At 71.4% G+C, this 20,165-nt stretch carries 12 protein-coding genes; 6 read left to right on the top strand and 6 right to left on the bottom strand.

What is annotated here, in order from left to right; all coding sequences use genetic code 11:
• Window positions 1-91 precede the first annotated feature (91 nt).
• The 3 genes from ABT147_RS29615 (at window position 92) to ABT147_RS29605 (ending at window position 7,650) form a co-directional block, all read left to right on the top strand.
• On the top strand, window positions 92-6,289 hold the full coding sequence (locus ABT147_RS29615; RefSeq protein WP_351411661.1) for a DNRLRE domain-containing protein: 6,198 nt from the start codon (window positions 92-94) through the stop codon (window positions 6,287-6,289).
• A gap of 177 nt (window positions 6,290-6,466) precedes the next feature.
• Window positions 6,467-7,189 carry a hypothetical protein gene (locus tag ABT147_RS29610; RefSeq protein WP_351411659.1) on the top strand — a complete coding sequence of 241 codons (723 nt, stop codon included), beginning with the start codon at window positions 6,467-6,469 and terminating at the stop codon, window positions 7,187-7,189.
• Window positions 7,168-7,650 carry an SLATT domain-containing protein gene (locus tag ABT147_RS29605; RefSeq protein WP_351411657.1) on the top strand — a complete coding sequence of 161 codons (483 nt, stop codon included), beginning with the start codon at window positions 7,168-7,170 and terminating at the stop codon, window positions 7,648-7,650. The genes ABT147_RS29610 and ABT147_RS29605 overlap by 22 nt, the downstream gene beginning before the upstream one ends.
• A gap of 56 nt (window positions 7,651-7,706) precedes the next feature.
• Here ABT147_RS29605 and ABT147_RS29600 read toward each other — a convergent pair whose 3' ends face one another.
• The gene (locus ABT147_RS29600) at window positions 7,707-8,387 is read right to left on the bottom strand and encodes a class I SAM-dependent methyltransferase (protein WP_351411655.1); all 681 of its coding nucleotides are present in this window, start codon (window positions 8,385-8,387) and stop codon (window positions 7,707-7,709) included.
• Between the two features lie 222 nt (window positions 8,388-8,609).
• Here ABT147_RS29600 and ABT147_RS29595 point away from each other — a divergent pair, with 222 nt between their 5' ends.
• Window positions 8,610-9,359 carry a hypothetical protein gene (locus tag ABT147_RS29595; protein ID WP_351411653.1) on the top strand — a complete coding sequence of 250 codons (750 nt, stop codon included), beginning with the start codon at window positions 8,610-8,612 and terminating at the stop codon, window positions 9,357-9,359.
• Between the two features lie 20 nt (window positions 9,360-9,379).
• Here the strand turns inward: ABT147_RS29595 and ABT147_RS29590 are convergent, their stop codons facing one another.
• Window positions 9,380-10,555 carry a cytochrome P450 gene (locus ABT147_RS29590; RefSeq protein WP_351411651.1) on the bottom strand — a complete coding sequence of 392 codons (1,176 nt, stop codon included), beginning with the start codon at window positions 10,553-10,555 and terminating at the stop codon, window positions 9,380-9,382.
• 82 nt (window positions 10,556-10,637) lie between these two features.
• Window positions 10,638-11,093 (bottom strand): cytidine deaminase family protein, encoded by a 456-nt coding sequence (locus ABT147_RS29585; protein WP_351411648.1) that lies wholly within the window; start codon window positions 11,091-11,093, stop codon window positions 10,638-10,640.
• Window positions 11,094-11,397: 304 nt separating this feature from the next.
• Here ABT147_RS29585 and ABT147_RS29580 point away from each other — a divergent pair, with 304 nt between their 5' ends.
• Together ABT147_RS29580 and ABT147_RS29575 are read left to right on the top strand one after the other, a co-directional pair.
• The gene (locus ABT147_RS29580) at window positions 11,398-12,000 is read left to right on the top strand and encodes an isochorismatase family protein (RefSeq protein WP_351411646.1); all 603 of its coding nucleotides are present in this window, start codon (window positions 11,398-11,400) and stop codon (window positions 11,998-12,000) included.
• A 30-nt stretch (window positions 12,001-12,030) separates the two neighbouring features.
• On the top strand, window positions 12,031-12,939 hold the full coding sequence (locus ABT147_RS29575) for a GlxA family transcriptional regulator (RefSeq protein WP_351411644.1): 909 nt from the start codon (window positions 12,031-12,033) through the stop codon (window positions 12,937-12,939).
• Window positions 12,940-13,018: 79 nt separating this feature from the next.
• On the opposite strand, the gene ABT147_RS29570 is transcribed toward ABT147_RS29575, so the two are convergent.
• From ABT147_RS29570 to ABT147_RS29560, 3 genes are all read right to left on the bottom strand, one after another.
• Window positions 13,019-14,470 (bottom strand): FG-GAP and VCBS repeat-containing protein, encoded by a 1,452-nt coding sequence (locus ABT147_RS29570; protein ID WP_351411642.1) that lies wholly within the window; start codon window positions 14,468-14,470, stop codon window positions 13,019-13,021.
• A 145-nt stretch (window positions 14,471-14,615) separates the two neighbouring features.
• Window positions 14,616-15,152, bottom strand: a complete 537-nt coding sequence (locus tag ABT147_RS29565; RefSeq protein ID WP_351411639.1) for a GNAT family N-acetyltransferase — start codon at window positions 15,150-15,152, stop codon at window positions 14,616-14,618.
• A 238-nt stretch (window positions 15,153-15,390) separates the two neighbouring features.
• The gene (locus tag ABT147_RS29560; protein ID WP_351411637.1) at window positions 15,391-20,163 is read right to left on the bottom strand and encodes a tetratricopeptide repeat protein; all 4,773 of its coding nucleotides are present in this window, start codon (window positions 20,161-20,163) and stop codon (window positions 15,391-15,393) included.
• Between the last annotated feature and the right edge of the window lie 2 nt (window positions 20,164-20,165).

The following is a 20,165-nucleotide window of genomic DNA, read 5'->3' as shown; positions in this document are numbered from 1 at the left end:
CCGGAGACCGGACAGACCGTCCGTCCAGCCCTTCCTTCCTCCGGCCCGGCGAAGACGCCTCCGCTCGGTGGCGGCGACCGTCGTCCTGGCGATGGCGTTCGAAACCGCCCTGATCGCCGGAACCTCCACCGTCGCGGTCGGCCTGGGCCGCGAAGCCCCGGCCGTCGACCGGGACAAGCGGGCGAAGGACCTCGGGTCCGCGACCGCCGGGTCGGTGGCCGCGGCCCGACTGAAGGCGAAGATCCAGAACCGCCGGATCGAGGCGCTGGACGCCCGTACCGAGACCGCCACGGTGTATGTCAACCCGGACGGTTCGGTGACCGAGGAGGCGTACGCCGGACCGATCCGGTTCCAGGACGACAAGGATCGATGGCAGGACATCGACGTCTCGTTGCAGAAGCTCTCGGGCGGCGCGGTGGGCGCCCGACGGCATCCGCACGGGCTGCGCCTGGCCGGCAAGACCACGGCCCCCAAGGGGCTGAAGAGCGTCGGTGAGAGCACGGGTTCGGCCGGCGTGCCCCTGGTGACACTGGAGGGCCGGACCGGGCAGCGGATGCAACTGGGCTGGTACGGGGCCCTTCCCGCGCCCCAGATCGAGGGCGAGGAGAAGAACGTCGCCCGTTACCGGAGCGCCCTCCCCTCGACGGACCTCCTGATCGAGTCGACGCGTACCGGCTATGAGCAGTTCCTGGAGCTGAAGGATCGTTCCGCCGTCGACGCGAGCGGGGCGATCACCTACAGCCTGACGGCCAAGGGCCTGACCGCGAAGGAGAACAAGGACGGCTCGGTCTCCTTCGCCGACGCCAAGGGCAAGTCCGTCGGAGTCCTGCCGACCCCGGTGATGTGGGACGCGCAGGTGGACGCCAAGTCCGGTGAGCACAAGCGCACCGCCCCGGTGGGGGTGAAGGTGGCCCAGGACGGCGACACCGTCACCCTGACCCTGACACCGGACACGAAGTTCCTGGCCGACAGCGCGACGCGGTTCCCGGTGACGATCGACCCCGCGATCAACGTAGGGTCCAGCTTCGACACCTTCGTACAGGACGGAACCACCACCGACCAGTCCGCCTCCACGGACCTCAAGCTCGGCAACAACGGCTCCTCGCAGGTGGCGCGGTCGTTCCTGTCGTTCCCGATGAAGAACATCACGGGCAAGCAGGTCTCGGCGGCGAAGCTGAATCTGTTCGCGTACCACTCGTGGTCCTGCACCGCGAAGAGCTGGGAGGTGTGGTCCACCGGGGCCGCGAGCACCTCCTCGCGCTGGACGGCACAGCCGTCCTGGGGGACGAAGTACGCCACCAGCACCCAGACCAAGGGCTTCTCCAGCTCCTGCGACGACGGATGGGTCGGCGCCGACGTCACCTCGCTGGCGAAGGTGTGGGCGGCCAACGGCAACGGCACCAACCACCTGGGCCTGCGGGCCACGGACGAGACCGACCCGTACGGCTGGAAGCGGTTCAACTCCGGCAACGCCGCCTCCAACACCCCCTATGTGTCGGTCACTTACAACTCGGTTCCCGAGCTGCCGACCCTGATCGCCCCGCTGAGCGCGGCGGCCACCAACGACACCACCCCGACGCTGTCGGCGAAGGCCCTGGACGGCGACGGCTCGCAGGTCACCCTCGACTACGAGGTGTGGACCTCGACCGGAACCGCCGCCCTGCGCACCGGCTCCAGCGCCGCGGTCGCCTCCGGAGCCCAGGCCAACTGGACCCCGGCCGCACTCGCGGCGGGCTCCTACAAGTGGCGGGTCCGCGCCGGTGACGGTTCCGCCACCAGTGCCTGGTCGGCCTTCCGCACCCTGACCGTGGACACCGCCTCCCCCGCCGCGACCTCGGTCGCGTCCGGCGACTTCCCCGCCGGGCAGTGGTCCGGCACACCGAACGCCAGCGGTGACTTCACCGGTGGCTTCACCCTCACTCCGCCGTCGACGGACGTCAAGGAAGTCCAGTGGCAGCTGGACGGCGGGGCCTGGCAGACGATCGCCACCACCGGCGCCGCCGCGACGGCCAAGCCGGTGTTCCGCGCGGGCAGGCACACCCTGTCCGCACGCACCAAGGACGCCGCCGGCAACGCCTCCGCCACCACCACCTTCGTCTACTACGCGGGCTCCGGCGCGGCACTGCTGACCCCGGCCCAGGGGGACCGGCCGGCGCGGCGGACCGTGCTGTCCGGCCAGGGCAAGACCGCCGACACGGGGGTCCGCTACCAGTACCGGCGCGGTGAGACCGACAGCTGGAAGGACGTCCCCGTCGCCGACGTGCGCCGCAAGTCGGACAACACGGCCGTCGCCGCCTGGCCGGTGAAGGTGACCGGCGGTCTGCCGGAGGAGTTGGTGTGGAACATCACCGACACCCTCGCCGAGGACGGTCCGGTGGACGTCCGCGCGGTCTTCACCGACGGCTCCAGCACCGACGCCTCCCCGGCCGCCTCCATCACCGTCGACCGCGACGCGGGCGCCGCACCGACCCAGGCCGCCGGCCCGGGAGACGTGAACATGCTCACCGGTGACACCACGCTCTCCGCGACCGACGGTTCGGCGTTCGGCCTGACCGCCAACCGCACCGCCTCCTCACGCCGTCCGACAGCCGGCGGGCAGCAGGAGGGGCAGGTCGCCATCTTCGGTCCGCAGTGGACCGCGGGCACCGCCGCGGAACTCACCGACTCCGAGTCGCTGTACCTGCGCAAGACGTCGAACACCTCGGTCGCGCTGGTGGACGTCGAAGGGGACGAGACCGGGTTCACCGCGACGAGCGGCGGCGGATGGAAGCCCGAGGAAGGGGCCGAGGCCCTGACCCTGACCGGCAGCCTCACGGGCTCCTTCACCCTGAAGGACACCGACGGAACCACGTCGCAGTTCACCAAGATCGACGCGGCCGCGACGACCTGGCAGCTCTCCAAGAGCTCGCTGTCGACGGAGAACTCCACCACCTCGCTGTACTCGGAGAAGGTCACCGTGGGCGGCACCGTGCTGGCCCGCCCGAAGTACGCGATCGCCCCCTCGTCGGCGGTGAGCAACGAGACCTGTGCGAACGCGCCGTCCACCAAGGGCTGCCGGATCCTGGAGTACCAGTACGCCACCACGACCACGGCGACCGGCAGCACGCTGGGCGACTACGCCGGGCAGGTGTACCGCCTCCGTCTGTGGTCCACCGACCCGGGCGCGTCCGGCGCCACCGCCACGGTGATCTCCAGCTACGCGTACGACGCCTCGGGCCGCCTGCGCGAGCAGTGGGATCCCCGGATCTCCCCTGCGCTGAAGACGACGTACACCTACGACAGCGCGGGCCGGGTGGTCACCCAGACCCCGCCGGGCGAGCTGCCGTGGACGTTCGAGTACGGCAAGGCGGGCTCCGGTTCGGTGGCCGGTGACGGCATGCTGCTGTCCGTTTCGCGGCCCACCCTGAAGCCGGGCAGCAAGGACGAGACCGACGGTGGCAAGGCCGCGGTCTCCCTTGTCTACGATGTTCCGCTCTCCGGCACCAAGGCGCCCAACCAGGTGTCCCCGGCCGACGCCAGGACCTGGGCCCAGACCGACGCCCCCACGGACGCCACCGCCATCTTCCCCGCCGACCAGGTGCCCGCCTCGCACAACGGCACCGACCTCGGCGCGGGCGACTACGACAAGGCGACCACCACCTACACCAACGCCTCGGGGCTCCAGGTCAACACCGGCCTGCCCGGACGGCATCTGACCACCACTCAGTACGACGCGTTCGGCAATGTCGTCTTCGAGCTGGGGGCCACCAACCGCGAACTCGCTCTCGGCAGCGCGGAATACCAGGTCAACACCCAGAGCGAACTCGGCATCCTCTCCGATTCGCCGGCCGAGCGCGCCCAGAAGCTGGCCACCGTCGCGAAGTACTCCGCCGACGGCAGACGGATCGTGGACCAGCTCGGACCGCTGCATCTGGTCACCCTGACCAAGCAGCTCCAAGGTGACTCCGACAGCCCCGACATCCCGGCCGGCACCCAGGTGCCCGCGCGGGGACACACCGTCACCCGCTACGACGAAGGCCGTCCCACCGACGGGTCCGCGCTGGTCATGGACCAGCCGACCACGACCTCGACCGGTGCCTTCGTCGAGGACTACCCGGCCGACGGCGACGTGCGGACCAGCACCACCGGCTACGACTGGGTGAAGGGCCTGCCCACCAGCACGGTGACGGACCCGAACGGGCTCAAGCTGACCCGTACCTCCGTGTTCGACGCCCAGGGCCGCATCACCAAGAACAGCCAGCCCAAGTCCAACGGAACCGACGCGGGGACGGTGGTCTCCCAGTACTGGTCCGCCGGCGGGACCGGAGCGTGCTCGGGCCGCCCCGAATGGGCGGACATGCTGTGCTCCAGCGGCCCGGCGGGAAAGATCACCGGTGGCGGCCCGAACCCCGATGAACTGCCCACCAAGACCCTCGAATACGACCGCTGGGGCAACGTCAACAAGGTCACCGAAACCGCCAACGGGGTGACACGCACCACCGTCACCACGTACGACGCGGCCGGACGAGGAAAGCAGATCCAGATCAGCGGGGGTGTCGGCACAGCGGTACCGACGCAGACCATCACCTTCGACTCCGCCAACGGCCAGGTGGCCACCATGTCCGACGGCGCCACGACGGTTCGTCACAGCGCCGACAGACTCGGCCGTGAGATCTCCTACGACGACGGTACGGGCAACGTCACACGCACCGAGTACGACGCCCGTGACCGCGTCACCAGGAGATCCGACTCGGCTCCTTCGGAGACCACCTACAGCTACGACAGCCTCACCGGCCAGCCGACCCGAATACACGACTCCGTCATGGGAGGCATCGGCGACGTCACCGGTTCCTACGACTCCGACGGGCGCCTCTACAAGCAGAAGCTGCCCTGGAACATGGACGTCGAGTTCAACCTGGACCCCACCGGCAGTGAGACCTCTCGCTACTGGCACTGGGAATCCGGCTGGACCGTCCAGGGCGAGTCGCTCAGTGAGAACATCCACGGCCAGGTCGTCTCCCGCACCACGTACACGGGCGGTGGCGCGTACCAGGAATACTCCTACGACGCGGCCGGCCGCCTGACCAAGGCCGATGACACCCAGACCGGTGTCACGACCCACCGCGGGTACGCGTTCGACGACAACACCAACCGTACGTCCCTGGTGACCACGGTCGACGACGTGGACGGAGGAGCCCCCGCCACCACGACGGTCAACTCCTCCTACGACAGCGCCGACAGACTGATCGCCACCGGCACCGCCTACGATGCCTTCGGCCGTACGACCACCCAGTCGAGCGGCGCGCAGAACTCCTACTACGCCAACGATCTGGTACGCCAGATCACGGCGCGCGGCGAGCGCACCACCTGGAACCTCGACGCGGCCGGCAGGCTCGCCTCGTCCACGACCGAGAGCCAGGACGACAACGGGGCCTGGGCCACCACGGCGACCGCGCGCAGCCACTTCGGGGCCGACGGGGACAACCCCACCTGGATCAGCGAAGGCGACAACAAGATCACCCGAAACCTGTCGGACCTGACAGGGGGCCTGATCGCCACCACGGGTGCCACCTCCGGTGAGGTGGTTCTCCAACTCGCCAACATCCACGGTGACATAGCCACGCAGATTCCCCTGGTGGACGCCACCACTCCCGTCGTCAACACCTACGACGAGTACGGCAACCTCCTTCCCGGAACAGACGAGGCCCGCTACGGCTGGCTCGGCGGAGAACAGCGCTCGTCCGAGACTCCGAGCACGGTCACGCTCATGGGGGTTCGCCTCTACGACTCGGACACAGGGCGATTTCTCTCCGTCGACCGCATCGTCGGAGGAAACGCCAGCTCCTACGACTACTGCTTCGCCGACCCGGTCAACTGCTACGACATCAGCGGCAACTACAGCATCAACGGCCTCGTCCCCGAAGCCGCGATATGCGCCCTGTTCCTGCTGTGGTGTGCGGACATGGCCTACATCACGTACTGGGCTCTCGGGGAGGCCAAGAAGAGGTACTCGGGGGCGAAGCAGAACGCCTACCGGCACTGCATCTGGCAGGCGATGCTGACCTGGGCGGTCGGTTCCTCCCTGGCCAAGGCGCTCGGTAACGCCCACGAGAAGAACGCGGGAAGCAGCGACAAGGCGAAGCGTGACTCCAGGGCCGACCAGTTCAACAACAAGGTCGGAAGAAAGCTGGGAGGAAAAATCACGGCCTGGACCTACGGAAAGGCGAAACAAACCGCCTGCCGCTTCTGCAAGGACGCGGTCAAAAAGCACAAGCTGAAATCCAACGCCAAGGGACAGAACATGGTCTAGCCGTTTCTGACGGCTCTGGCCAACAGAGAGGCACCGCGGGGTAATACCCGCGCGGGCCTGGGCCGAGCGGGGTGGCGCGGAGGTCACGCGCCACCCCGCTCGGCATGGGATCCGCCGGATGCCGTCGTTCGCGCTCCTGCACCACAGGCGTGGAACGGAGTTGGAGATGATGACCTGATGCGACACATCCTCGACGTACCTGGACGGCTGACGGACAGGGGGCACCGCTTTCTCGCCAAGCGGGCCCGCACTGTTCCCTTCCCCGTGCAGGACAACCCGGACGACACCGAGCTCATCGCCCGGCTCGCGCCGTTTCCCGAGGTGGACACCACGATGGCGCTCGCCGGGCTCCGGCAGGCTCAGGACCGCTACGGCGGGCTGGTCTATCGCACCTCGGCCTGGTCCTTCAACGAGGAGATCCGCTTCGAGCCGTGGCCGTACTACGAGCACAGCGCGGATCACGGGCCACTGGCTGAGTTCATCGACCACGAGGTGGCACACCCGTACTCCGTGAAGCTGCGGAACGACGGCGCGGTGGTGTATCGCTTCGCCGCGGACGTGGCCGTGTTCGCGGACGCCGACGCCCTGATCGAGGCGGACGCACTGTACTGGGAGTGCGAGAGCTGGATCCCCGTGGTCGAGCCGAAGGTAGGTCAGTCCGTAGAAGGGGTCGGTGAAGCGGCATCGCGGCTGTCCTTGATCCGGGAAGGTTCCGGGAACACGGAGTGGTGGTGGGAGGCCGACGGGTTTCGAGTACACCTGTGGCGGACGTTCGCGGAACTGTTCCAGCAGGAAGGTCAGGCCAAGTGGGGGCTGTGGGCCAGGGATGAGGAAGGGCTGAGGGCAGCACGCCTGTTCCTCGCGGACATGGAGGCGCAATGCGGCCGGACAGCGGAATAGGGGTCGGTCTCAGCCCGGGGGAGACGGCCGCCCTCCTGCTGGACAAGATTCGTCAGGGCAACGGCTACGCCCACGGCAAGAAGAGGCGGTTCGGCCGAAGCGCGTCCGCCGTCAAGGTGGCCTCGCTGGTGCTGTCCGCCGCGTCCACCGTCATCCTGGGCCTGCAGAATCTCAACGCGTGGGCCGGTCTGGCGCTGGCGTGCGTGGCGCTGGTGACGCTGCTGGGAGCCGTCGAGCCGTTCTTCAACTGGCGTTCGCGGTCGGTGCTGATGGAGGAGGCGCAGTACCGGTTCCAGCGGCTCGCCGACGACCTCGAATACCTCGTGGCATCGACGCCCGCCGACGAGCTGACGTTCGATCAGCTGAGCGAGATCTTCGGCCGGTACCAGACCATCTGGGACGACCTGAGCCGCGCCTGGCTGGAGCAGCGTCGGGAACCCACGCCGTCGGCCCGTCCCTGAAGGCGCGTGTATCCCACTGCCCGGCCGCCGCCGGGCCTGCCGCGAGCTGAGCGGTCTCAGCGGAGCCGGCGTACCCGCAGCACCACGTCGTCGGTGTGGTGCGCGCCGGCGCCACCGTCGGGTGCCACGCGTGGCCGTTGCTCGTCGACCTCCACCTCCCAGTCGTCGTCGAGCAGATCGGCGACCATCGAGGGCCAGACGTAGTCGGCCGGGTCGAAGCCGCCGTCGTCGGCCTGCTGGGTGTCCATCCCGGCGTGGTGTACGAGTAGCAGTACGCCGCCGGGGGCGACGGCCGCGAGCAGTGCTCGCTCGGCCGCGGCGTCGGGGGTGCGCAGCAGGGCCGGGTACTGGGCCGAGACCAGGTCGAAGGAGGCCGGCGGGAGCGCCGCCTCCGTGAGCGCGGCATGGACCCAGTGGACGGCGACGCCGGCGTCCCGCGCGTGCCCGGCCGCCCGCTCCAGCGCCACGCCCGAGACCTCGACCGCGGTCACGTCCCAGCCGCCGCGCGCGAGCCAGACGGCGTCCGCGCCCTCGCCGCAGCCGACGTCGAGAACCCGGCCGGGTGTCAGCCCGGCGACCTCGGCCACGAGCGCGCCGTTGGGCCGGCCGCTCCACAACTGTTGCCGGTCGGCGTACCGGTTGTCCCACTCCTCCCGCACCGCTGGGTCTCCGAGGTATCCGTCGGCGGCCGTGGGGGCGTCGGAGGCGGGCGATCCTGCTGCGATGTTGTCGGTCACGGGCCCACCGTCGCCCACCGTGTCCCGGTCCGCCACTCCTGTTGCCGGTTCGGCAAAACGGCGTCCGAAGAGCGTCCGAAGGGTCTCAGATGGGCCACCTCGTGGGTGCCGGTGACGCGTCCGTCGGCGTCGAGAACGAACCTGACGGTGGCGGTCACCCGGGCGTGAAGCAGTATGGGAGGGGATCATCCACGACGCGAGAAGCGGAGAAGAGAGAGGGCCATGACGAGCGGGCAGGAGACTCACGCGGCGGCCCTCGACCCGTGGCCGCTGCGGACGCGCGCTCTGACCCGTGAGGCGGGGCGGGCGCGGCGGCTCCTGGCCGCCGGGGAGTGGCGCCCTGCCCCGGCGGACTCCGCAGCGGCAGCCGCCGTACTGAACCGCCTAGCGGCCCCGCTCCCGACCCGGCGGTCAGCGACCGCACGGACGCTGGCCACGGACCGGAACCGGCGACTCCAACGCCTCCTGCGCACCACCCTGCACCACCTCGACGCAGGCACCGTCAGCCCGCCCGCAGCCGCGCTCCTGGCCGCCGTGGCCCGCGCTTTCCTGCCTTGGCACGCCACCCCGAACCCACCACCCGCGGCGGCGGCCCCGCGCTACGGGACCCCGCCGGGGACGGCGGGCAGCCCGGCCGTGCCACCGACAGAGGCCGGCGAGGCCCTGCTCCCCGATCTGCTCGCCCTGTTCGCCGAGCTGGCTTCGACGAGCCCGCCGGGGACCGTCCCGCTCACACCCCCGGTCGAGCCCTGGCAGGTCCGGTACACGGGCCGCTTCCGACGCTACGGCAGACCCTCTTCCGGGGTGTGGACGGCCGAGACCGTCGCCTGCCCGGCGTGCGGGGGCAGGACCGGCCCGTGGACCGTGACCTGCGACTGGCGCCTGTTCTCGCTGGGCTGCCCGTGCGGGGTGGTGACCCACGAGCACGGCCTCGCCTTCTCCGAAGTCTGGCTTCTTCTGCCGGACATGTGACCCGCTGTAGGCCCCTCCGGTCAGGCCGCGCGGTCCCAGCGTGCGTGCAGGGTGGTGGGCTTGCGGAAGACCAGGCCGTACGGGGCGGCGGGGTGCTCGGGATCGAGGCGCAGGGCGGGGAGGCGTTCGAGCAGGTGCTGGAGGGCGATACGGGTCTCCAGGCGGGCGAGGTGTGCGGCGAGGCAGTGGTGCGGGCCGTGTGCGAAGGCCAGTTGGAGGCGCGCGTTCTCGCGGCGGACGTCGAAGAGGTCGGGGTCGGGGAAGACGGCCGGGTCCCGGTTGGCGCCCGTCAGGGAGACGGTGACGAGGTCGCCGCGGTGGATGGCGGCCGGGCCGAGGACGGTGTCCCGGGTGGCGTAGCGGTCCACGACGGCCGCGCCGGGTTCGAGGCGCAGGGATTCCTCGATCGCGCCGTCCAGCAGGTCGAAGTCGGCCCGGACCAGGGCGAGTTGGTCCGGGTGGCGCAGCAGGTGCAGCAGCGCGTTGGTGATCATCGCCTCGACGGTCTCGATGCCTCCGAACATCAGCACCGCGGCATTGGAGGCCACCTCGGGCACCGACAGCCGCCCGGCGGCCGAGACGAGAAGGGAGGCGGCGTTCCGGTCGGCGACGGTGGCCTCCACCGCGGTGCGCAGCTGCGCGTACGCCGCGACGCCCGCGGGTTCCGCCTCGTGGCCGGCGGTGATGTCCGAGACCGCCTGCACGATGGAGTCGTACCAAGCCAGCACCGTGTCCGCGGTGGTGCCGACCAGCCCCAGTGCCTCGGTCACGACCGCGACCGCGAGCGGTCCGGCGAAGGCACGCCGCAGTTCGGCGGCGCCCGTCGGCTGAAGCGTGGTGATGAGCCGGTCGGTCTCCCGCTCGATGAACGCGGCGAAACCGTCCCGCACGGCCCTGGGCCGGAAGGGAGCGGCGAAGGGGTCCCGGTGCCGGGTGTGCTGGTCGCCGTCGAGGGACAGCATGCTGGGGCCGACGACCTGGGCGGTGGAGAACCGAGGGTCGTCGACGGTGAACGTCTCGGCGTCCCGCATCACGCTCAGCGCCAGATCCCGGCGGGTCACCAGCCAGCCGCCCAACTCGGGCAGCCAGGACACCGGTTCCCGCGCCCGCAGCAGCGCCAGGCGCGGATGTGGATCCCGGGCGAGTTCGGCGAGCGTGGTCGCGGCGCCGAGCGGGCAGGAGTCGGCGACGCTCATGGTGTGCCTGGGCCGGGCAGGGAGGGATCGTTCACGCCGCTGAGGCTAACAAGTCGTTCCGGAGGGGAGACGGCTGGTGGTGTCAGTCCTTGCCGTGCGGCTCGGGCGGGGCGGGCGGCGCGGGCGGCTCGGTGTCGAGCTGGTGGTCGGCCCAGACGTAGCTCTCGGGCAGCAGGTCGGTGATGGCGACGGTTCGGACGCGGTCGCCCGCGCCGATGATGACGTCGAGGGCGGGGAAGTAGTCGAGGAGGACCTGACGGCACCGGCCGCACGGGGGCACCACGCCCCGGTCGCGATCGCCGACGGCGACGATCGTGTCCAGCTCGTAGACGCCCTGAGCGGCTGCCGTGCCGATGAGGACCAGTTCGGCGCAGGGGCCGCCGGTGAAGTGGTAGGCGTTCACCGCGGTGACGATCCGGCCGTCCCGGGCGCGGGCGGCGGCCGCCATGGTGTGGTTGTCGCCCTGGCAGCGAGTGCGGGCCACATGCGCCGCGGCCTGGATCAGTTCGTGGTCGACGTGGTGTGTCGGGGGAGTCATCTTCGGAGTCGTCTTCTCTGTTCGTCGGGTCTCAGGCGACGTTGACCCGAATGACGACGGGCGCGCAAGCCGATATCGGCGCGGTGCGTGTTCCGCCGGTCGCCGGTCGCCGCCGGCCGTCGGCACAGCGATCGTTCGCCTTCCCCGCCGCGGCGTCGACGTGAATCCGAACCGTGTCCACGCTCACCCCGGCCGCGCCCCACGCCTCGGCTTCCGTAGGGCGGGCCTCGCCCGACCGAATCGGTCCGCTTCGGGACCCGATGCGGCCTGTCGCCGCCCCGCCCGCGCGACTGAGACTGAGGGCATGACCCGAGCACTGATCGTCATCGATGTCCAGGAGTCCTTCCGCGCCCATCCGCTGTGGGAAACCATCTCGGACCCGAAGATCGCCGACAAGGTGAACCGACTGGTCCGGCACGCCCGCCGGGCCGGAGACCTGGTGGTGTGGGTACTGCACACCGAGCCCGGGAGCGGCGACGCCTTCGACCCCGCTCTCGGCCATGTCCGGCTGTTGGAGGAACTGGAAGGGCGGGAGGACGGCGAGCCGCTGGTCCACAAGACCTCGCACAACGCCTTCACCACCACCAACCTGCAGCAACTCCTCACCGAGCACGGGGTCCGCGAACTCGCCGTGTGCGGCATACGCACCGAGCAGTGCGTGGAGACCACCGCCCGCGTCGGCAGCGACCTCGGCTATGCGGTCACCTTCGTCGTGGACGCGACCGCCACCAACCCGATCCCGCACCGCGACGCCCCCGCCGACCAGAGCGTCGCCGAACTCCTCGCCGACCCCCGTACCCTGCCCGCCGACGAGGTCGTCCGGCGCACCGAGTACGCCCTCGCCGGACGCTTCGCCACCATCGCGACCGTCGACGAGGTGGAGGCCGCGGCAGATCTGCCGGCATGACGACCGATCTTCCGGCATGATGACCGAATCGTGAGCCACATCGTCTTCTTCCTGGTGCCCGGAGTCCATCTGCTGGACCTGGCCGGCCCCGCGCAGGTCTTCTCCACCGCGGCCGACTTCGGGCACCCCTACACCCTCACCTACGTCGCCGAGCGGCCACAGATCCCCACGGCCCAGGGACTGCCCGTGGTGGCCGGGCTCGACTGGCCCGAACTCGGGCCCGAGGACCTGATCGTGGTCCCCGGCTGGCGAGCCGTCACCCTGGCCGACTCACCCGCCATCGCCGACGCCTCCCTGCAGGTCCTGCGGGACCACCACACCAGGGGTGGAACGGTGGCCAGCGTCTGCGCCGGAGCGGAGGCGCTGGGGCGGGCCGGACTGCTCAAGGGCCGCCGCTGCACCACCCACCACGACGTGCAGGACGAGTTGGCGCTGCGCCACCCCGGCGCGGTCGTCGTCCGCGACGTCCTGTTCACCACCGACGACCGGGTGATCACCTCGGCCGGTATCGCCAGCGGGGTCGACCTGGCCCTGCATCTCGTCGCCGGCCGGCACGGGCCCGCCGTCGCCGCACAGGTCGCCCGGGACATGGTCGTCTACGCCCGCCGCAACGGCCACGAGCCGCAGTCCAGCGCGATGTTCCGGCACCGGTCCCACCTCGACGACACCGTGCACCGCGCCCAGGACCTCATCGACACCCGCTTCGACCAGCCGCTTCCCCTGCCCGGCCTGGCCTCGGCCGTCGGCGTCAGCGAGCGCACCCTCACCCGGCTCTTCAGCCGCGCCACGGGCCTCACCCCGCTGCGCTACCAGCAGACCCTGCGCCTGGAACGCGCCGAGCACCTCATCAGCCACGGATCCACGGTCGACGCCGCCGCCCGCTCGGTCGGCTTCGAGGACGCCCGCATGCTGCGCCGCCTGCGCGCCCGAGCCGCCTGACACGGCCCGAGAGCGCGGGAGGCACAGCACGCGCGGAGGCACAGCGCGCGCGGAAGGCTCGTACGAGCGAGGCGAGGGATCAGCGGGCGAACACGTCCGCGAACCTCCGGCCCGCCACCACCGGGTACCCGAAGTCCGTCGCGTTGAAGGACGTCGCCGAGGTCGTCGTCAGGCCGGAGGCCGCGCCCCGCAGCACCCAACCCGCGCCGTCGTCATAACCGTTCGGCAGGACGTCCTCGCCGAAGGCACCGATCGCCAGATCGGCCCTGCCGTTGCCGTTGATGTCGCGCAACCGGAGCGAGGAACCGAAGTGGTCCCCGGCCTCCGCCGCGCCCGGCACCCCCGCCGTGGCCTGGTGGAGGGACTGGGCACCGGCCGTGGTCAGTCCGTCGGGGCCGCCCTTGAGGAGCACGACGTTGCCGACGTTGCGCTTTCCGTCGACGTCCTCGTACGGGGCGCCGACCGCGAGGTCCGCGCGGCCGTCACCGGTCACGTCGCCCAGGGCGAGCGCCGAGCCGAAGTCGTCACCGACCTCGTCGGTGCCCGGGACGCCGGGGCTGTCCTGGTGGTACGTACGGCCCTTGAGCGGCAGCCCGGCCGCCGAGCCGTACCGCACCATGATCGAACCGCCCTCGACACCCGCCTCGTCGGCGGTGACCAGGTCGTCGTACCCGTCGCCGTCGATGTCGCCCGTCGCCACGGCCGACGACCACCACGCGGCGGAGCCGGTCGTCCCGTCCTCGCTGAGGAGCGTGTGGGAGGAACCGATGTCGCCGGGGCCGCCGCGCAGCACGCCCACATAGCCGGACATCGGGGAGCCGTCTTCCTCGTACCGGCGGCCGTGGAGGACGTACTCGAAGCCGTTGCCGCCGTCCTCGGAGGAGAAGTGGGCGGCCACGATGCCGTCCAGCCGGACGCCGTCCGGCAGGAAGTCCACCTCGGGGGCGAGCGCGCCGTCCTGTGTGGGCCCGCCGTCGCCGTACCACCAGAACGTGTCGTCGCCGACGACGGCGAGCTGGGCGGTGCCGTCCCCGTCGAGGTCGGCGAAGGCCGCGCCCTCGCCGAAACCGGCCGCCTCGGCGGTCGGCGCGGTGAGCGAGACACCGCCGGAGGTGAACGGCTTCGCACCGCCCCAGACGATCGTCACCGAGCCGCGCGGCTTGCCGGTGACCTCCTCGCCGGGCGCGCCGACGATCAGGTCGGCGTAGCCGTCGCCGTTCACATCGCCGCTGGTGACGTTCTCGCCGAACCTGTCCACGCTCTCCGAGCCGCCGGGCACGCCGGGAGTGTTCTGGGTGACGTTCACGAACCGGGTCCGGCTGACGCCGGAGGCGGAGCCGAGCAGCACGGTGACCGTGCCGCCGCTCGCCTTGGGCGTGCCGATGGCGAGGTCGCGGTAGCCGTCACCGTTGAAGTCGTCCGCCAGAGGGGAGGGCGCCGCGCCGGCCACCGGCGCGCCGAGCCCGGCGACGGCAAGGGTGAGGGTGGCGGCAGCCGTGGCCACGGCCAGGGTGCGTCTACGCAACGTCATGCTCCCGTCTGAGAATCCGAACGCCCCTACGACCTCCTTGGTGCACAAAGGGTTGTACGGGGAGGAAGACAAGGTGAACGGGAGGGGGAGGCGGAGGGCGCCCGGCGCATCGACCGGGTGCCTCGGTCCGTCGGGCCGGGCCCTGTCACCGCCGGTCGGCGACGAGCGACCAGACCTCCACATCGTGTCGGACGCCGCCGAAGGGCAATGCCGAGCGGAGCACACCCTCACGTTCCATACCGAGCCGTTTCGCCACCGCCAGACTACGCACGTTCCCGGTGGCCGCGGCCCACTCCACCCGTGCCATGCCGCGGGTCCCGAAAGCCCACTCGGTCATATGACGGGCGGCGAGGGTCACCAGGCCCCGGCCCCGCGCCTCCGGTGCGAGCCAGGCACCCAACGAGCAGTTCCCGCTGCGGACGTCGAAGGTGGCGAACCCCGCGCCTCCGACGAGCAGCCCGTCCAGCCAGATCCCGTAGAGGCGTCTGCCGTCCCGGGCCTGGTCCTCGGCGTAACCCCGCAGCCAGCTTTCGGCCTTGGCCGGTTCGTCGATGTCCGTCGCCCAGGGCAGCCAGGGGGCGAGGTGGGCGCCGGAGCGGGCGACGAACGCGTAGAACTCCTCTGCCCGCCAGGGTTCGAGGGCGCGGAGTTCGGCCCCGTCGGCGAGGGGGTGAGCGAGCATGGGACTTCCGATCGACTGGGGGAGGGGGGTGAGGGAGCAGCGCGGCGGCCAGGCTACCCGTGATCATTCACGGCACTCGCGCTGAACAGGCTCCCCGGATGCCCACCTCGGCCGCCCCCCCCCGCGCGGCCGAGCCTCACGCACGGTGAACGTGCGAACAAGGTCGTCTTCTCCGTCGTCCCCGACGACACGGCCCGCCAACTCGCCCTGCGCTCCGGCTCGATCCAGGGCGGCCCTATCACCGACCGCAAGAGCGCGGCACAGTGGAAGGCCGTACCCGGCGCGACGGTCTAGGCCTCTCCGTCCCTGTCGCAGGACTTCGTGGGGACTCCATACGTGCCTGATGCCGGAGCAGTTGGCGCAGGGTGTCCCGGTGGGCGGCAGGGGCGGTGGCCGCGAGGCGGGTGAGGAGGGCGATGGCCCGTCGGATCATGGTCGCGGCCTCTGTGTCGCGGTCCGTGGCGTGGAGGGTGAGCGCGAGAACGCCCATGGTCTCCGCCAACTCGGCCATGTGTGTTCCGGGGAACTGGGCAGCCAGACGGCGACGTACGGCGAACGCCCGCCGTGCCGTGCGCACCGCCTCGTGGTGGTGGCCCGCCGCGGTGAGGGCCAGGGCCAGGACGTGCAGGACGGCGCCGAGTGCGATGCGGTGTCCCGGAGCCGTGTCCGCAGGTGGGGCCACCGGCGCGGTGAGTGACCTGAGTACGCCGCGCGACAGCCCCAGCGCCCGGGGCCACGAGCCGGCGTCCAGCAGCGCCCAGGCCAGTGAGGTCAGGGCTTCGTCCAGATCGAGACGGTCGCCGTCCTGGTGATCGGAGTCCGCCTCACCGGCCGTGTCCTGCGCGCGCAGGACTACCAGGTACTGGCAGGCGTCCACCGCCGCTTCGAAGTGCCCGGCGGCCGACTGGGCGGCGGCGTACAGATGCAGCGCCTGGCAGTACCCGTCCTCGTGCCCCTCCGCCGGCAGACCTGACGGATCCTCATGGTGACGAACGGCCTCCACGGCGGCGGCCGGCGCCCCGGCGTCGCCCGCCCGCTGCAGCGCCGAGGCCAGCTGGACGAGCAGTGCGCCCTCGCTCACCTCCTCGTCTTCCTCGACCTCGTTTTCGTCTTCGTATTCGTAGGCCTCGTCTTCGCCGTCGTCGTCTTCGCCAATGCCGTCCTCGCAGTCCGCGTCCGCGTCCGGATCCGCGCTCGCGGACACGCTCCGCCTCAGGGCGAGGGCCTCGCGTACGGGCTCGACGGCATCGCACGGTCGCCCCGCCTCGGCCAGCGTGTCGGCGAGACGTGACAGATCCCCGGCCAGGGCGAGGCGGTGGCCGGCGTCGTCGGAGTCGGAGTCGGCGTCCAGGATCCGGCGGCGCAGGGCGACCATCTCCCGTACGCAGTCCGTCGCTTCCTCGCGGCGGCCCAGTTCCCCGAACGCCAGGCTGCGGTAATTCAGGAGCTCCAGCAGGGCGTCGAATCGCTGGGGGAGTCCCTCGGCGGCAGGCTGGCCGCACAGGGCGAGTGCCTGGCCGGTTCGGGTCAGGATCTCCGTCCAGCGGTCCCGCCGTGCCAGGTGGAACACCAGGTTTCCCGAGACACGGGCGAACTCGTCCAGGAAGGCCCCGGGTTCCTCGGCGACCGCGACCGCGAACACCTCGAACGCCTCGGTCGCCGTGCTCAGGGCGCCCTCGGGGTCGCCGGCGTCGAACAGGGCGTTGGACTGGAGATCGAGCACCTGGGCGAGCTCCGGTCCATGCGCGGCGGGCAGCCGGTCCGAGAGAGGACGCAGGGCGGCGATCGATGCGTCGAAGGCGCGGAGACCTTCGGCATACCGGCCGGCAGTGGCGAGGGCCTCGGCGAGTGCGCCGCGAGCGACGGCCGGGCCGGAACCGTGGACGCCCGGGGCCGACGCCTCCGCCCTTTCGTAGATCGCGACCGCCTCACGGCACAGGTCGATGCTCTGCTCCGGAACATGGTGGGACAGCGCGATCAGGGCGTTGGCGAGCGACGGTGCCGCGTTCGTGTCGCGTTCGGCCAGTGGTCGCAGCAAGTCCACGGCCTCCTCGGCCGCCGCCCGGGACCGTTCCTCGTCCCCGTGGTCGTCGAAGACGGCCGTGGCGTCCGAGAGCCGCTCGGCGAGGTCCTGCCCGAAGCGCTCCGGGGCATGTGCGACGAGGCGCCGGGACTCGGTCAGGCACTCCTCGACCACCTCCAGGGCCTCCGCGAGCTGGCCCGCCGTACGGAGGAGTTCGGCGAGGGAACCGAGGACCTCCGGTACGTGCGGTCGGTACTGGTCCGGCCATCGGGCGGCGAGGTCCTGGTAGAGGTCCGCTGCCCGGCGGGCGTCGGCCGTCGCGGCGCCGAACTGCCCGAGCGCACTGTGGATCCGGATGAGGTTGTACTCGGCCAGGGCGACATCGGGCAGGTGTGCCGGATCGTCTTGGGCGAGATCGCGGTAGAGGTCACGGGCGGTCAGCGCGCCGTGCAACGCCTCGTCGAGCCGGTCCGCGTCGGCGAGCCGGTTCGCATGGTTGTTCCAGGCCATCGCGAGGTCGGCGGAGTATGTGCCGGGATCCCGTTCCGCCAGATCCTGGTAGTAACGCAGTACGTCCTGGGAGAGCGACAGCGTCTCCGCACCGGACCGGTCGTGGTCGCCGGCCAGGGCCAGGGTGTTGAGGGCCAGGCCGAGACCGCTCTCGGCGCCGGGCAGGCCGTGTGCGGTGAGGACGTGCCACAGGGCGACGGACTTCTCGGCGGCGGTGCGGGCCGCTGCGAGCTGTCCGATCTCGACCAGCCGGACGGCGTGCCGGTGCAGCCGCCGGGCGTGTTCGGCCGACACCTCGTGAGGGTCTCGGGTCGTCGGGTTCGATGGTTGCAGGGCCAGCAGGCCCGCGAGATCGGCCGCCCACTCGTCGAGCGCCAGTGTGGGCAGGGGCACCGCCTCGTACAACCGCTCCGCGAGGGACGCGTACTGGTCCATCGCGCCCCTGATCTCCTCCAGGACGCCGGTCAGGGCCTGCCGGAGCGGGGCCGGGTTCTCCACCGCGACCACGGCGTCGACGGCACGCAGGGCGAGCGGATCGGGGTGGGCGGTGACGACGGTGCGGAGGGGTTCGGAGACGTGCGGCTGGTGGGGCTGGGCCCGGGACAGCAGATGGAAGGCGGCCGAGGTCTGGCGTTCGGTCGTGGTGGGCAGGAGGCGTCCCAACAGCTCCGGGTCCTCCGCGAGGACGCCCCCGACGAGATACTCGCCCAGCCGGTCGGGCTGGAGCGGACCCCAGTAGTCGTCGTCGGACGGATAGAGGCCGGACAGCCACCGTCCGCAGGACACGGGGTCCGGCAGCGGTGTCGGGGGTTCCTGGGTGAGGCCGGTCGGCCGGAGCCGGCCGAGGACGGCCAGGGCCTGCTGTTCGTCGTCGGCCGGGCAGAGGGTGGCCGCGGCGACCATCCGGCGGTACTCGGACAGGGACAGGCCCCCGATGCCATGGCTGCCCGCCGTGCGTCTCCAGACCTTCTGCTCGTGACGGAGAAGGACCGCCTCGTCGCGTTCGCCGATCGTGACGCGCACCGGGTCGACGGCCTGCAACAGGGCGACGAGGACGGCCATCTGGAGGTTGAGGGCACCGGAGTAGCGGTCCTCGGCGACGGACGGCGGCACCGCCGCGCGCATCGCCTTCCGTGCCGACGGCCCCGGATACAGGGCGGCCAGTTTTTCCCCGAGGCCGCCCATGGCGTCGCGAACGGCGGTGGCACGCAGTGCGGCGGTGGGCTCCAGGGGAGGCAGCGGGGTCACGGTCGCGCCGCGAGGGAAGTGCTCGTGTGCCTGGAGTCGGCTCCACCACTGGCCGGCCTTGCGGGCGAGGAACAGCAGCCGCACCGGATGGCGGCGGTGAGGCGGGCGGGACGGGCCGAACACATCCAGTAGTTCGTGGAGTTGGGACCGGCGGGTCTCGGCGTAGTCCACGACGAGCAGCAACGGCGTGTCGAGCGCGGACAGACGGGCCAGCGCCCGGGGATCGGCGCGGTCGGCGAGGAAACCGGCCGTCCACCCGGCCTCCTCGGCCTCGCGCACGGCTTCCAGGCCCACCCGCGTCTTGCCCTGGCCACCAGGACCGGTGAGCAGGCGTAACGAGGCGTCGGCATCGGAGTGCCGCCAGGCGGCGAGGTCGCGGAGGGTGTTCTCGCGGCCGTGGAAGCGGACGGCGGCCGCTTCCGGCCTGAGCAGCGAGATGGGGGAGAGCGCCGGGCGCACGGTGGGCCGGTGCAACACCCGTGAGAGTTCGGCCGGTTGGGGGCGCGGCCCTTGGAGACCCAGCAGTTCACGGGCCTCGGGGTCGTCCCACAGCGCCGCCGTCTCCTCGATCTCCACGCCGGAGAGCGTGTCGGCGCGCACCACGATCCCGACGAGCATGCCCTCGCACACCACGGCGGAGCCGGACATACCGTCCCAGCGCGTTCTGCGCTTCCCGCTCGTCCCGGCGGCTCCGTCGGGCGGTGCCGGGACGGCATGGACGGCATGGACGACGTGCCGTGAGCTGTGGGCGACCGAGCGGATGATGGCGCCGCTGATGTGAGCCGTGTCCCGCAGCACGGGGGCCAGTCGGGGGCCGCCCCGGTCCTCGTACACCTTGAGGCCGGCGGGGAATCCGGTGGCCTCGATCAGGGCCGAGCAGGGCCGGGTGGCCAGCCGTCCCCAGCGCACCGGAGGCGGCGTGGCGGGCAACCCGGTCCGGTCCTCGACGCGCAGCACGGCGAAGTCCCGTGCTGTGCCGCGTTCTTGACCCTCGGGTGCGTCCCGGTCCACGTAGCGGCGCAGCAGGACCCGGGCGCGCAGCCATGGGCCGGTCCCGCCGGGGCGGATCACCACCTCACCGGTTCCGGGCGGGGGCACGGTGTGCGCCGTCGTGATCACCAGCCCGTCGTGCAGCAGGTAACCGGATCCGGAGGTGTATCCCTTCGCACCGTCTCTCAGCGACGCGAGTTCGACCACACGCGGGTCCGCCGCCACGGCACGTCCACTCATCC

Origin of the sequence: Streptomyces sp. NPDC001868 (assembly GCF_040297125.1) — a bacterium.
In the GTDB taxonomy this organism is placed as follows: Bacteria; Actinomycetota; Actinomycetes; order Streptomycetales; family Streptomycetaceae; genus Streptomyces.
The sequence above is the reverse complement of the archived record's forward strand: the minus strand, read 5'-3'. Positions and strand labels throughout refer to the sequence as shown.